14 protein-coding genes and 1 tRNA gene are annotated in these 12,999 nt (G+C 65.5%); 11 read left to right on the top strand and 4 right to left on the bottom strand.

Annotation, left to right across the window (positions count from 1 at the left end; all coding sequences use genetic code 11):
• Nucleotides 1-23 precede the first annotated feature (23 nt).
• The 7 genes from AC3WLE_RS21635 (at nt 24) to AC3WLE_RS21665 (ending at nt 6,932) form a co-directional block, all read left to right on the top strand.
• Nucleotides 24-983, top strand: a complete 960-nt coding sequence (locus AC3WLE_RS21635; RefSeq protein ID WP_492320543.1) for a helix-turn-helix transcriptional regulator — start codon at nt 24-26, stop codon at nt 981-983.
• 105 nt (nt 984-1,088) lie between these two features.
• Nucleotides 1,089-2,789: a 2,3-epoxybenzoyl-CoA dihydrolase gene (boxC, locus tag AC3WLE_RS21640; protein WP_492357443.1), complete on the top strand. Its 1,701-nt coding sequence runs from the start codon at nt 1,089-1,091 to the stop codon at nt 2,787-2,789.
• Between the two features lie 35 nt (nt 2,790-2,824).
• Entirely contained in the window at nt 2,825-4,249 is a 1,425-nt protein-coding gene (gene boxB / locus AC3WLE_RS21645; protein ID WP_492320541.1) for a benzoyl-CoA 2,3-epoxidase subunit BoxB, read from the top strand.
• Nucleotides 4,250-4,292: 43 nt separating this feature from the next.
• Nucleotides 4,293-5,543 (top strand): benzoyl-CoA 2,3-epoxidase subunit BoxA, encoded by a 1,251-nt coding sequence (boxA, locus tag AC3WLE_RS21650; protein ID WP_492353121.1) that lies wholly within the window; start codon nt 4,293-4,295, stop codon nt 5,541-5,543.
• Between the two features lie 89 nt (nt 5,544-5,632).
• The gene (locus AC3WLE_RS21655) at nt 5,633-6,022 is read left to right on the top strand and encodes an MbcA/ParS/Xre antitoxin family protein (RefSeq protein ID WP_035815700.1); all 390 of its coding nucleotides are present in this window, start codon (nt 5,633-5,635) and stop codon (nt 6,020-6,022) included.
• Complete coding sequence (locus tag AC3WLE_RS21660; protein ID WP_492320538.1) at nt 5,982-6,734, top strand: RES family NAD+ phosphorylase; 753 nt, start codon at nt 5,982-5,984, stop codon at nt 6,732-6,734. The genes AC3WLE_RS21655 and AC3WLE_RS21660 overlap by 41 nt, the downstream gene beginning before the upstream one ends.
• Nucleotides 6,735-6,856: 122 nt before the next feature.
• Nucleotides 6,857-6,932 (top strand) — tRNA-Met (locus AC3WLE_RS21665).
• A 447-nt stretch (nt 6,933-7,379) separates the two neighbouring features.
• Here the strand turns inward: AC3WLE_RS21665 and AC3WLE_RS21670 are convergent.
• The 3 genes from AC3WLE_RS21670 to AC3WLE_RS21680 all read right to left on the bottom strand — a co-directional run bounded on the left by AC3WLE_RS21670 (nt 7,380) and on the right by AC3WLE_RS21680 (nt 8,788).
• Nucleotides 7,380-7,628, bottom strand: coding sequence for a hypothetical protein (locus tag AC3WLE_RS21670; RefSeq protein ID WP_492357442.1), 249 nt, complete (start codon nt 7,626-7,628; stop codon nt 7,380-7,382).
• Nucleotides 7,625-8,239 carry a hypothetical protein gene (locus tag AC3WLE_RS21675; protein WP_492357441.1) on the bottom strand — a complete coding sequence of 205 codons (615 nt, stop codon included), beginning with the start codon at nt 8,237-8,239 and terminating at the stop codon, nt 7,625-7,627. Before AC3WLE_RS21675 ends, AC3WLE_RS21670 begins: the two co-directional genes overlap by 4 nt.
• 393 nt (nt 8,240-8,632) lie before the next feature.
• Nucleotides 8,633-8,788 (bottom strand): PAAR domain-containing protein, encoded by a 156-nt coding sequence (locus tag AC3WLE_RS21680; RefSeq protein WP_492320535.1) that lies wholly within the window; start codon nt 8,786-8,788, stop codon nt 8,633-8,635.
• A 309-nt stretch (nt 8,789-9,097) separates the two neighbouring features.
• On the opposite strand from AC3WLE_RS21680, the gene AC3WLE_RS21685 reads away from it, so the two are divergent.
• The 4 genes from AC3WLE_RS21685 (at nt 9,098) to AC3WLE_RS21700 (ending at nt 12,456) form a co-directional block, all read left to right on the top strand.
• Nucleotides 9,098-9,682: an NUDIX hydrolase gene (locus tag AC3WLE_RS21685; protein ID WP_011615057.1), complete on the top strand. Its 585-nt coding sequence runs from the start codon at nt 9,098-9,100 to the stop codon at nt 9,680-9,682.
• Nucleotides 9,683-9,722: 40 nt separating this feature from the next.
• On the top strand, nt 9,723-10,475 hold the full coding sequence (aat, locus tag AC3WLE_RS21690) for a leucyl/phenylalanyl-tRNA--protein transferase (protein ID WP_492320534.1): 753 nt from the start codon (nt 9,723-9,725) through the stop codon (nt 10,473-10,475).
• A gap of 68 nt (nt 10,476-10,543) precedes the next feature.
• Complete coding sequence (locus AC3WLE_RS21695; protein ID WP_492320533.1) at nt 10,544-11,332, top strand: arginyltransferase; 789 nt, start codon at nt 10,544-10,546, stop codon at nt 11,330-11,332.
• Nucleotides 11,333-11,421: 89 nt separating this feature from the next.
• Nucleotides 11,422-12,456, top strand: a complete 1,035-nt coding sequence (locus AC3WLE_RS21700) for a quinone-dependent dihydroorotate dehydrogenase (RefSeq protein WP_492357440.1) — start codon at nt 11,422-11,424, stop codon at nt 12,454-12,456.
• 53 nt (nt 12,457-12,509) lie between these two features.
• Here the strand turns inward: AC3WLE_RS21700 and AC3WLE_RS21705 are convergent, their stop codons facing one another.
• The gene (locus AC3WLE_RS21705) at nt 12,510-12,989 is read right to left on the bottom strand and encodes a hypothetical protein (protein ID WP_492320531.1); all 480 of its coding nucleotides are present in this window, start codon (nt 12,987-12,989) and stop codon (nt 12,510-12,512) included.
• Nucleotides 12,990-12,999: the final 10 nt, after the last annotated feature.

The following is a 12,999-nucleotide window of genomic DNA, read 5'->3' on the forward strand; positions in this document are numbered from 1 at the left end:
CCGGCCAACCCGAAACCACCACCATGCGCCGCGATCCCGCCCCGCTGCCCGCCAACGAGACCGAAGCCGACACGCGCCCCGCCGGGGATGCGCCCGCCGCAGCCGCCAACGCCGAGCGCGACCCCTACCTGACGCTGCTGGGCGAGCGCATCCGTTCGCTGCGGGCCTCGCGCGGCATGTCGCGCAAGGACCTGGCGCGCGGCGCCGGCGTGTCCGAGCGCTACCTGGCCAACCTGGAAACCGGCACCGGCAATGCGTCGGTGCTGCTGCTGCGCCAGGTGGCGCGCGCGCTCGACGTGCCGCTGCCGGTGGTGCTGGCCGAAGTGGACGGCCTGAACGGCGAGCAGGCCACCGAATTTGCGCAGATGGTGCAATGGCTGGCGCAGTTGCCCGCGGGCGAGCTGGCGCGCGTGCGTGAAGCCTGCCGCCATGCACTGGCCCCGGCAGAGTCCGGCGATGCGCGACACCGCCGCATCGCGCTGATCGGCCTGCGCGGCGCCGGCAAATCGACCCTGGGCCGCGCGCTGGCAGCGGCCAGGGACGTGCCCTTTGTCGAACTGAACACCGTGATCGAGCAGGAAGCCGGCGCCAGCCTGTCGGAAATCCATTCGCTCTACGGCCAGGCGGCCTACCGCCGCTACGAAATGCGCGCACTGGAGCGCACCCTGCGCGAGCACGACCGCCTGGTGCTGGCCACGCCGGGCAGCCTGGTCTCTGAACCGGCCACCTTCAACCTGCTGCTGTCGCAGTGCTATACCATCTGGGTGCGCACCTCGCCGGAGGAGCACATGGCGCGCGTGGTAGCCCAGGGCGACATGCGGCCGATGGAAGGCAACCGCGAGGCTATGGCCGACCTGCGCCGCATCCTGCAGGCTCGCGCGCCGCTCTATGACCGCGCCGATATCTCGATCGACACCAGTGGCCAGGACGCCGCCGCCTCGCTGCAGCAGTTGCGCGCCCAGCTCCAGGCGGCCGGCGCCTGACTACGCCGCCGGCCGCGCGGGTGACAAAGACATTGCGCCGGCCGCCTCCATGCACTATATTTCATCAAAAGCCGCAAGGCACTATAGTGCATTCAGGAGACAGCCATGTCCGCGCCGGCAACCGCCCCACTGCGCCCTGACCAGTCAGCCCCGTCAGACGCACCCATCACCTTCGAGCGTCATCCCGACCAGTACCGCCACTGGAAACTGAGTTTCGACGGCCCCGTCGCCACCCTGGCGATGGACGTCGACGAGGAAGGAGGGTTGCGCCCCGGCTACGCGCTGAAGCTCAATTCCTACGACCTCGGCGTCGATATCGAACTGCACGACGCGCTGCAGCGCATCCGCTTCGAGCATCCCGAAGTGCGCACCGTGGTGCTGACCAGCGCGCGCGACCGCATCTTCTGCTCGGGCGCCAATATCTTCATGCTGGGGCTGTCGTCGCATGCGTGGAAGGTCAACTTCTGCAAGTTCACCAACGAGACCCGCAATGCCATCGAGGATGCCAGCCGGCACTCGGGGCTGAAGTTCATTGCCGCCTGCAACGGCACCACCGCCGGCGGCGGCTATGAACTGGCGCTGGCGTGCGACGAGATCGTGCTGGTCGACGACCGCTCGTCCGCGGTAAGCCTGCCCGAGGTGCCGCTGCTGGGCGTGCTGCCCGGCACCGGCGGCCTGACCCGCGTGACCGACAAGCGCCACGTGCGCCGCGACCACGCGGACATCTTCTGCACCACCACGGAAGGCGTGCGCGGCCAGCGTGCCAAGGACTGGAAGCTGGTTGACGAAGTGGTCAAGCCGGCGCGCTTTGCCGAGCATATCGCCGAGCGCGCGGCGGCGCTGGCGGCCACCAGCGACCGGCCACAGGGCCACCACGGCATCACGCTGACACCACTGTCGCGCACCATCGAGCCCGACGGCTACCGCTACGAGACCGTGCGCGTGCATGTCGATGCCGCGGCGCGCAAGGCCACGCTGACCGTATTCGGGCCCGACAAGCACCAGCCCGCGGATCTCGCCGGGGTGGTCGCGGCCGGCGCGCAATGGTGGCCGCTGAAGATGGCGCGCGAGCTCGACGACGCCATCCTGACGCTGCGCGCCAACCATCTGGATATCGGCATCTGGGTGCTCAAGACCGATGGCGACGCGGCCGCGGTGCTGGCCGCCGATGCGCTGCTGCAGGCGCATGCCGGCCACTGGTTCGTGCGCGAGACCATCGGCATGCTGCGCCGCACGCTGGCGCGGCTGGATGTGTCGTCGCGCAGCCTGATCGCGCTGATCGAAGCCGATTCCTGCTTTGCCGGCACGCTGCTGGAACTGGCGCTGGCCGCCGACCGCAGCTACATGCTGCACCTGCCCGACGCCCCAGACGACGCGCCGCGCGTGTTCGCCTCCGCGCTCAACTTCGGCCACTACCCCATGCCCAATGGGCAAACCCGGCTGGCGGCGCGCTTCTATGGCGACGAGGCCGCGCTCACCGCGGTGCGCGAGCACATCGGCGCGCCGCTGGATGCGCTCAGCGCCGACTCGCTCGGGCTGATCACCGCCGCGCCCGACGATATCGACTGGGAGGACGAAATCCGCATCGCCCTGGAAGAACGCGCCAGCCTGTCGCCGGATGCACTGACCGGGATGGAAGCCAACCTGCGCTTCGGCGGCGCCGAGACCATGGAAACGCGCATCTTCGGCCGCCTGACCGTATGGCAGAACTGGATCTTCCAGCGCCCCAACGCCGTCGGCGAGAACGGCGCGCTGAAGGTCTTCGGCAGCGGCAACAAGGCACGCTTCGACTGGGACCGGGTATAGCCCCCGCCCCCCGCCAGACAACAAGGAGACAGCACGTGAGCATCGACTACAGCCAGAAGATCCCCAACAACGTCAACCTGTCCGACGACCGCGCGCTGCAGCGCGCGCTGGAACACTGGCAACCGGCGTTCCTCGACTGGTGGCGCGACATGGGGCCGGACGGCTCGCACAACTTCGATGTCTACCTGCGCACCGCGGTGTCGGTCGATCCATCGGGCTGGGCGCACTTCGACCACGTCAAGATGCCGGACTACCGCTGGGGCATCTTCCTGCAGCCGGCCGACCCCGAGCGCAGGATCCACTTTGGCGAGCACAAGGGCGAAGCCGCCTGGCAAGACGTGCCGGGCGAGCACCGCGCCAACCTGCGCCGCATCATCGTGACGCAGGGCGACACCGAGCCTGCTTCGGTCGAGCAGCAGCGCCACCTGGGCCTGACCGCGCCGAGCCTGTACGACCTGCGCAACCTGTTCCAGGTCAATGTGGAGGAAGGCCGCCACCTGTGGGCGATGGTGTACCTGCTGCACCGCTATTTCGGCCGCGACGGCCGCGAGGAAGCCGAGGCGCTGCTGGAGCGCCGCTCCGGCGACCAGGACAACCCGCGCATCCTCGGCGCCTTCAACGAGCGCACGCCGGACTGGCTGGCGTTCTTCATGTTCACCTACTTCACCGACCGCGACGGCAAGTTCCAGCTGTGCGCGCTGGCCGAGTCCGGCTTCGATCCGCTGGCGCGCACCACGCGCTTCATGCTGACCGAGGAAGCGCACCATATGTTCGTGGGTGAATCCGGCGTGTCGCGCGTGCTCCAGCGCACCTGCGAGGTGATGCGCGAACGCGGCATCGAAGACCCAGCCGAAGTGCGCGCCGCGGGGGTGATCGACCTGGAGACCATCCAGCGCTACCTGAACTTCCACTACAGCGTCACCATCGACCTGTTCGGCGCCGACCAGTCGTCCAACGCCGCCACCTTCTACAGCGCCGGCCTGAAGGGCCGCTTCGAGGAAGGCAAGCGCGCCGACGACCACCTGCTCAAGAGCGATGTCTACCGCGTGCTGGAAGTGCGCGACGGCCACCTGGGCGAGCGCGAGGTGCCGATGCTCAATGCGCTTAATGAAGTGCTGCGCGACGACTACATCAAGGACAGCATGGGCGGCGTGGCGCGCTGGAACAAGGTCATCGAAAAGGCCGGCATCGCGTTCCGCCTGACCGTGCCGCACAAGGCCTTCAACCGCAAGATCGGCACGCTGGCCAATGTGCACGTCTCGCCCGAGGGCCAGCTGATTTCCGAAGCCGAATGGAAGGCCAACGAACGCAAGTGGCTGGCCACCGATGAAGACCGCGCCTTTGTTGCCTCGCTGATGGGCCGCGTGGTGGAGCCGGGCAAGTACGCCAACTGGATCGCGCCGCCTGCGGTGGGCATCAACCGCCAGCCAATGGATTTCGAGTACGTCCGTTTCAACTGAACCAGAACCACAAGGACAGGCCAGGAGCCACCGGAGACACGCCATGGGCGCCCCCGACATCATCAAGCAGCACCTGATCGATCCGGAAATCTGCATCCGCTGCAATACCTGCGAGGACACCTGCCCGATCGATGCCATCACCCACGACGACCGCAACTACGTGGTCAGGGCGGACGTGTGCAACGGCTGCAACGCCTGCCTGTCGCCCTGCCCGACCGGCGCCATCGACAACTGGCGCACCATGCTGCGCGGCCAGGCCTACCCGATCGAGGCGCAACTGCTGTGGGACGAGTTGCCGGCCGAAGTGCCGCTGCCGGAACTGGCCGACCTGGGTGACGCGCCGCAGGCAACCCTCAGCGGCGGCACCGCAACCGGCGCCGCGCCCGACGCCGCCATCCAGTCCGTGGAAACCAGCCGCCACACCTCGCCGCGTGCGCCGTGGTCGGCGGCCCATCCCTATGTGAACCTGCATGGCGCGCGCGCGCCGGTCACGGCGACCGTGGCCGGCAACTACCGGCTGACCGCCGAGGACGCATCCAGCGACATCCACCATATCGTGCTGGATTTCGGCACGCACTTCTTCCCGATCCTGGAAGGCCAGTCGATCGGCATCGTGCCGCCCGGCACGGATGCGTCGGGCAAGCCGCACTACATCCGCTTGTACTCGGTGGCCAGCCCACGCGACGGCGAGCGCCCGGGCTACAACAACCTGGCGCTGACCGTCAAACGGGTCGACCAGGACCACGACGGCAAGCCGGTGCGGGGCGTCGCGTCCAACTACCTGTGCGACCTGGCCAAGGGCGACAGCGTACAGGTGGTGGGGCCGTTCGGATCGACCTTCCTGATGCCCAACCATGCCGAGGCCAGCATCATGATGATCTGCACCGGCACGGGCTCAGCCCCGATGCGCGCCATGACCGAGCGCATGCGCCGCAACATGGCGCACTTCGGCGGGCGCCGGCAGCTGTTCTTCGGTGCGCGCAACGCCAACGAACTGCCCTACTTCGGCCCTCTGCTGAAGCTGCCCAAGGACTTCCTCGACATCCATTTCGCCTTCTCGCGCGATCCCGCCGCGCCGCGCCGCTACGTGCAGGACGCGATCCGCGATGCCGCGGACAGCGCCGCCGCGCTGCTGGCCGATCCCAACGGCCATGTCTATATCTGCGGACTGAAGGGCATGGAGGCAGGCGTGCTCGAGGCATTCGAAGTGGTGTGCGCCGGCGCCGGGCACGCGTGGCCGGAGATCGAGGCCGCAATGAAAGCGGAGGGCCGGCTCCATATCGAGACCTACTGACGCCGCCGTAGTTTGCTGGCTTTTCAGCAATCGCTTCCCTTCTGAAATGCATCGCCTATAATATTTCTGAAGAAACAGGAGTGATGGCGATGCAATCCAGGCGGATTCCGGAAACCGATCCCGCCGGCGGCCCCGACCCCGGCACCACGCTGACCAAGGCGGTGATGCGCGCCGCCGGCTTCCTCGGCATCAGCCAGGCGGTGGTGGCAAGCGTGCTGGGCATCAGCACGGCATCGGTATCGCGCATGGCATCTGGCGGCTATGTGCTCGATGCGCACCGCAAGGAGTGGGAATTCGGTGTTCTGTTCGTGCGCCTGTTCCGATCGCTCGATGCCATCCTGGGCCACGGCGACCAGGCCCGGCTGTGGCTGACCAATGAAAACCTGGCGCTGGGCGGCAAGCCCCTTGAAATGATCCGCACAACGGAAGGTCTGGTCCGTGTCGTTCACTACCTGGACGCCACCCGCGGTCGCATCTGAGCGCAGGCAGTTCGCGCTCACGCTGTGGCGGGCGGTGGAGGCCCAGCACGTCGTATCCACCATGCCGCTGGTCGACAGCCTGGAAGAACAGGCTGTGCTGGAAGCCGTGCTCGACGCCGGCAAACCAGCAGTGCCCGCCGAGGCACGCCACCTGCACTACCTGCTGTTCACCCCGTTCCGCTATCCGCCCTCGCCCTGGGGCTCGCGCTTTCGCGCCAGCCAGGATCCGGGCGTGTTCTACGGCGCCAACGAGATCCGCACCGCCTGCGCCGAACTCGGCTACTGGCGCTGGCGCTTCCTCAACGACAGCCCCGCGCTGCCGCGCATCGACGCCCGCGCGCAGACGCTGTTCGAAGTGCGCGTCGACACCTGGGGCGTGGCACTGGACACACCGCCGTTCGACCAGGACCACGCCACCTGGACCGACCCCGACCACCACGAGCCCTGCCAGGCCTTCGGCCGCATCGCGCGCGAGGCCGGCCTTGGCATGATCCGCTACACCTCCGTGCGCGATCCCCGGCATGGCCCCTGCGGCGCGGTGCTGACCCCGCGCGCGTTCTCACACCCGGCGCCGCTGGCCACCACCACCTGGATGCTGACGGTGCGCCGCGACCGCGTGATCTGGCAGCGCGACGACCTGCAGCAACGCGACAGCTTCGAGTTCGAGGCCGCGCTGTGGCAGCGCACAACCGATAGCACTGGCAAGGGCTGAACCTCTGCCCCGTGCCGGCGATCTAATCGTTATGGCAGGCGGCAATGCGCACCGCTGGAAGGTATTTTTAAACAGGTGTTGCATTGCGCAACCAGATGCCATATAATCTTTTCTTCGACGGACGCGGGGTGGAGCAGTTGGCAGCTCGTCGGGCTCATAACCCGAAGGTCGCAGGTTCAAGTCCTGCCCCCGCAACCAACCGCATGATGCGTATCAGCGGTACCGTCCAAGCAGATAAAACCCGCCTCCGGCGGGTTTTTTGTTTTCTGTCACATGCAGGAAGCGAGGCTTCGCGTTCCGGCGCCTTCTCCTCCGAGAAGCGGGCGGCCCTGGTGTGCGGTGCCTACGGCATTGTGGGCACGGCCCTGCCATCAGCTTTGATCTTCCGAATATCCCGCACGGCATAGTAGAGCGCCCTGATCCTCGGCGCAGCATGCGAGCCGGTCAACTCTGCGATATACGCGGCCCGTACATTTTGAAATGAACCGCTGCGCCCCACCCCCTCAAAGGTGGACGCCACGCAAAAATACTTCCGAGCCTTCCGCTGAACGAACCCGTAAAGTGCTTGAGCGGGCTCGAATCTCTCCGGCCGCTCTGTGCCTGCGCGCTTTGCACCGAGGATGGACGCTCTTTGCCGTCCGACTATCAAAAGGTCCCCGAATTCTTCTTGCTCGATGCATATCCAAAATCAACGCCATTGCGTCGATAGACGAGCATCACATAACCCGGCATGTCATCCTCGATAAGTATCCCGTCGCCCCCGAGCTCCTGGTACGTCGTCGATGCATCTACGCCCTGCAGCAGAACGCAACTATTCACAACTGACTCCGGCACTTGCGCCGCCGCAACTGATGACAACACCACGCCAGCAAAAAATACCAGCGTCCTCTTCATAGATACTCCTTTGAGTGGGTATATTTCAAGTAGTCCGGAGCTTGCCTCCAGAATATCGTTCCGCCATACGCTGCCGTCGACTCGCAGATATGATCGTAGCGCCAGATCTCCTCCTTCTTGACCTCGATCCTTCCATTTACCTTCGTCTTTGTTGTTTTCTCCTTCTTCACCACTTTCCGCGACTCCTTAATTCCATAAATATTATGCGACGAGTCAGTGAACTTTATCCCTCGCCCAACCTTGAAATGATTCTTGTAATTCGACTTTATATCCGCACCATCCCAAAAATATGCGCCATTTGAATAATCCACCCCACCTGACAACGCATTCCTTGCGGCCTTCACAGCATCGGACATCGGCGGCGATTTTTCGATTTCCCCCTCCTTAGCTGTATACAGCTTCTTGTATCGCTTATTGCCATCCGTCACCACAAACGAAAAAGATTTTTCCTTGGCAGTAAAGCCAGAAATAGTACTGTACCCCCGAGCTTTGCTTTGACGAACCATTACGTTTGCGATAGCCGCCATCTCCTCGAATACATCCGCCGTTGAAGACTCACCATATGCAATGGCCGCCAGCAAGCGGGTTTCGGCATCAAGCCTTTCTGGCATGCACACTCCTGCCCAGTCTTGTCCAGCCACATAACGAGCCGAAGATCGTGCTTTCCCGCGACAGCGATGGTACGTCCGTTTAATATATTCCGGTTTCGAGCCACCTGTTGTTCATCAACAAACAGATCGTAGCGATAACCTTCGACTGGCTGCCCGTCTTCATCGGTAATTTCAAAGTATTGCTCAACAATCTCAGGTGAATCTACATTCGCTTGCGCAGCAACATATGTTGTGCCGGCGAAACGGATGCCATACTCGTCCGTGCAACTTCAATTCTGAAATCCATTTGCGACGGCAAGACGAAAGGCTTCGTCTCACATTTGCAATAGACTCGGACTCCGCTCACAAGCAATTGCTTACCGTGAATATCGAAGGCGGGATAGCAATCGTTCATCACCGCCCCCCAGCTTTACAGGCAGGACAAGTCGCATAATCCCCCTCGACGCCTACTGTCACGCCATGATGAAAGAAGCTCTGCCCGGTCCCGATAAGCACGCCGTTGGGGCTCGTCTTGTCCCCATTCCGGAGTGCATAGCGAATATCCGGCATTACGCCTCCTCCCGCTCATGGATATCTGGTGCTGTGTGGAGGACGTACCCGCAAGGTCGGCGGTTCTTGGTCTGCCGTGACAATGCCGCTCCTTTCCAGTGGAACGCAAATCACACATTTTTATCGCGCGATGCAAGTGCTGTCCTTACGGGTTGCCTTAAATCACATATGGAATCTTCATAACAAGGGTCCTGGGGATCTGCAACGAAATGCATGAGTGTCCACAGTCGAGCGACCCAGAGACCCTGACCCCTGCCGGCCCCATCCCCGAGGGTGATACACTTTCGCCATTCCTCCCGGACGCCCCTCATGAAATTCTGCTCGAACTGTGGTCATGCGGTCGTGTTGCGCGTGCCTGACGGCGACAACCGCCCGCGCAGTGTTTGCGACAACTGCGGCACCATCCACTACGTCAATCCCCGCAACGTCGTCGGCACGATCCCGGTGTGGGAGGACAAGATACTGCTGTGCAAGCGCGCCATCGAGCCACGCTACGGTTTCTGGACCCTGCCTGCGGGCTTCATGGAGATTGGCGAAACCACCGCGCAGGCTGCTTCGCGCGAGACGCTGGAAGAAGCCGGCGCGCGCGTGCAGGTCGGAGAACTGTTCTCGATCCTGAACGTGCCGCATGTGCACCAGGTGCATCTTTTCTACCTGGCCACGCTGGACGACCTGGATATCGCCCCCGGCGAGGAAAGCCTGGAGGTCAAGCTGGTCGAAGAGGCCGATGTGCCCTGGGATGAACTGGCGTTCCCCACCGTGATCCACACCCTGCGCTGCTTCTTTGCCGACCGCGCCGCCGGCCGGCTGCAGGACGGCAGCTTCCGGCTGCACAGCCTGGATATCGACAAGCCCATGCGCCCGCTGACCAGCCGGGCCACGGTCACGCCCTGAGCGGCGCGGCCGCCGCGCATCGCCCTACGGCGCAGCCCGCATGATTGCCTGGCTGGACCCGCAAGACCCGTTTCCGCCGGTTGACGAGGCGCTCGGGCCCGATTCCGAAGCCCCCGGCCTGCTGGCGGCCAGCCGCGACCTGTCGCCCCAGCGGCTGCTGCTGGCGTACCGCCAGGGCATCTTCCCGTGGTATTCGAGCGGCCAGCCGGTGCTGTGGTGGAGCACCGATCCGCGCATGGTGCTGCCCCCGCCGGCGCTGCGCGTCTCGCTCAACCTGCGCAAGACCCTGCGCCGCGTGCTGCGCGACGCTGACTGGGAGATCCGCGTCGACGACGACTTCCTGGCGGTGATGCGCGCCTGCGCGACCACCCCGCGCGACGGCCAGGACGGCACCTGGATCACCGACGACATCATTGCCGCGTACGGTACGCTGCACCGCAACGGCATGGCCCATTCGGTGGAAAGCTGGTACCGCGGCGAACGCGTGGGCGGCCTGTATGGGGTGGCGCTGGGCCGGATGTTCTTCGGCGAATCGATGTTCGCGCACCGCACCGATGCCTCAAAGATCGCGCTGGCGGCGCTGTGCGCGTTCCTCGGCAATCACGGCGTGGCGATGATAGACTGCCAGCAGGAAACCGACCACCTGGCCTCGCTGGGTGCGCGCCCGATCCCCCGCGCAGAGTTCGTGGCCCATGTGCGGGCGGCGACGGCGCTGCCGGCGATCAGTCCGTGGCGGTTCGACAAATCGGTGCTGGAGCGCTGGGCCGGGACGCCAGCCGCGCCGGCCGGCTGAAACCTGGCACGGGACGCCCCGCTGACTGCGCGTCCGGCCGCATCGTCCCGCCCGGAGCCCCCTGAGTCATGAGCAAGCTGAAGGAACTTCCGCTCTCCGCGCTGCAGTTCTATGCCACGGCGCCCTACGCTTGCAGCTATCTCGACGGCCGCATGGCACGCTCCCAGGTCGCCACCCCGGCGCACCTGATCAATGCCGACGTCTATTCACGCCTGGTGCGCGCCGGTTTTCGCCGCAGCGGCATCTTCACCTACCGACCGTATTGCGACGAATGCCACGCCTGCACGCCATGCCGCGTGGTGGTGGACCAGTTCGTGCCGGACCGCTCGCAGCGCCGCGCCTGGAGCCGCCACCAGCACCTGCAGGCACTGGTGGCGCCGCTAACCTATGTCGAAGAGCATTATTCGCTGTACCTGCTGTACCAGTCGATGCGCCACGCCGGCGGCGGCATGGACCAGGACAGCCGCGACCAGTACGAACAGTTCCTGCTGCAGAGCCGCGTCAACTCGCGCCTGGTGGAATTCCGCGAACCGCCGGGCTCGCCCGAGGCCGGGCGCCTGCGCATGGTCAGCATGATCGACGTGCTCGACGACGGGCTGTCGTCGGTCTACACCTTCTACGATCCGCTCGAACGCAACGCCAGCTATGGCACCTACAACATCCTGTGGCAGATCCGCCAGACGCGCGAGCTGGGCCTGCCGCACCTCTACCTGGGCTACTGGATCGCCGACAGCCGCAAGATGGCCTACAAGGCACGCTTCCGGCCGCTGCAGGTGCTGACCGGCAACCACTGGCATGCGTTCGAGGACGAAGCCGGGGATGCGGGCAGCCCCGCGCCTGCATCCACCCGGGAATAGCCGGGTCGCGGCATCCGGCCGCGCACTGACCGGGTATGCGGCCCAGCCGCTACAATGCGGGCCTGGTATTCACTCTGCCCTGCCCCCCCGTGCTCAACGCGCTCTACCCCCTGTTTCGCCCCGCCCTGTTCTCGATGGATGCCGAGGACGCCCACCATTTCACGCTGAACAACCTGCTGCGCGCCCATCGCATGGGCCTGGCGGGCTGCATCGGCAACAGGATTGCCGACGACCCGCGCACGGTCATGGGGGTGCGTTTCCCCAACCCGGTCGGCCTGGCCGCGGGGCTGGACAAGGACGGCGCCTATATCGACGGGCTGGCCGCGTTCGGCTTCGGCTTTATCGAGGTGGGCACGGTCACGCCGCGCGCGCAAGCGGGCAACCCGCGCCCGCGCATGTTCCGGCTGCCGCAAGCGGATGCGCTGATCAACCGCATGGGCTTCAACAACGGCGGCGTCGATGCCTTTGTCGCCAATGTGCGGGCCTCGCGCTGGAAGGCCGAGGGCGGCGTGCTGGGGCTGAACATCGGCAAGAACGCCGATACGCCGATCGAGCGCGCCAACGATGACTACCTCTACTGCCTGGAACGCGTCTACCCGCACGCCAGCTACGTGACGGTCAATATCTCGTCGCCCAACACCAAGAACCTGCGCCAGCTGCAAGGCGCGAGCGAGCTGGACAGCCTGCTGTCGACGCTGAAGGACGCGCAGCAGCGCCTGGCCGACCAGCACAAGCGCTACGTGCCGCTGGCGCTGAAGATCGCGCCGGACCTGGATGCCGACCAGATCGGCAATATCGGCGACGCGCTGGTGCGGCACAAGATCGACGGCGTGATCGCCACCAACACCACCATCTCGCGCGAGGCGGTCAAGGGCCTGCCGCATGCAGAGGAAGCCGGAGGCCTATCCGGCCGCCCGGTGTTCGAGGCCTCGACCCGGGTGGTGCGCGCGCTGCACGGCGTGGTCGGCGACGCGGTACCGATCATCGGCGTGGGCGGCATCTTCGGCGGCGCCGATGCGCGCGCCAAGATCGACGCCGGCGCGAAGCTGGTGCAGGTCTACAGCGGCCTGATCTACCGCGGCCCGGCGCTGGTGCGCGAGTGCGCCGCAGCGCTGCGCGGCTGAGCCGGCATCGTCAGGCAGGACTGGCGCGGCTCAACCCATAGCAGCCGGCCGCGTCAGTACGGAGCGTTCACCACAACGTACTGGGTTCCCTGCGGCTGATACCAGGTGCTGCCGCACTGCTGGTACACCATGCCGCCATAGCTGACCGGGACGCAGCTTGGCGGGACCGAGCGCACGACCGAACCCACTACAGCCGCGGTCACAGCCACCGTTGCGGTAACGGCGGCAGCGGTGGCGACCGGATGGTAATCGTTGTCCCAGCCGCCGCAGCATCCGCCATGCGTGTCGACATTGACGTTGACGTTCCGGTTCGTATTGATGTTGACGTTCCGGTTGGCATTGACACTGTTCACGCTGGCGCTGCGGACATTGTTGGTGCGCGCGTCGGCCCGCACGTTGCCGACCGGTGCGCCGCCACCGCCGCGCCCCACGGCGTGGCCGCCGCCACGCGCTTCAGCCTGCGGTACCCAGGCATAGGTGGCAAGCACGACTGCCCCCAGGACCGCGAGGAGGGACTTTTCGACTCGTTTCATGTGTCTCTCC

Source organism: Cupriavidus sp. FW306-1B-F12B (genome assembly GCF_058781795.1).

What these genes read in the sequence shown, in the direction of transcription:
- AC3WLE_RS21635 (WP_492320543.1), top strand. Translation starts at nt 24, where the DNA reads ATGCGCCGCGATCCCGCCCCGCTGCCCGCCAACGAGACCGAAGCCGAC.
- boxC (WP_492357443.1), top strand. Translation starts at nt 1,089, where the DNA reads ATGTCCGCGCCGGCAACCGCCCCACTGCGCCCTGACCAGTCAGCCCCG.
- boxA (WP_492353121.1), top strand. Translation starts at nt 4,293, where the DNA reads ATGGGCGCCCCCGACATCATCAAGCAGCACCTGATCGATCCGGAAATC.
- AC3WLE_RS21655 (WP_035815700.1), top strand. Translation starts at nt 5,633, where the DNA reads ATGCAATCCAGGCGGATTCCGGAAACCGATCCCGCCGGCGGCCCCGAC.
- AC3WLE_RS21670 (WP_492357442.1), bottom strand. Translation starts at nt 7,628, where the DNA reads ATGAAGAGGACGCTGGTATTTTTTGCTGGCGTGGTGTTGTCATCAGTT.
- AC3WLE_RS21675 (WP_492357441.1), bottom strand. Translation starts at nt 8,239, where the DNA reads ATGCCAGAAAGGCTTGATGCCGAAACCCGCTTGCTGGCGGCCATTGCA.
- AC3WLE_RS21680 (WP_492320535.1), bottom strand. Translation starts at nt 8,788, where the DNA reads ATGCCGGATATTCGCTATGCACTCCGGAATGGGGACAAGACGAGCCCC.
- AC3WLE_RS21685 (WP_011615057.1), top strand. Translation starts at nt 9,098, where the DNA reads ATGAAATTCTGCTCGAACTGTGGTCATGCGGTCGTGTTGCGCGTGCCT.
- aat (WP_492320534.1), top strand. Translation starts at nt 9,723, where the DNA reads ATGATTGCCTGGCTGGACCCGCAAGACCCGTTTCCGCCGGTTGACGAG.
- AC3WLE_RS21695 (WP_492320533.1), top strand. Translation starts at nt 10,544, where the DNA reads ATGAGCAAGCTGAAGGAACTTCCGCTCTCCGCGCTGCAGTTCTATGCC.
- AC3WLE_RS21705 (WP_492320531.1), bottom strand. Translation starts at nt 12,989, where the DNA reads ATGAAACGAGTCGAAAAGTCCCTCCTCGCGGTCCTGGGGGCAGTCGTG.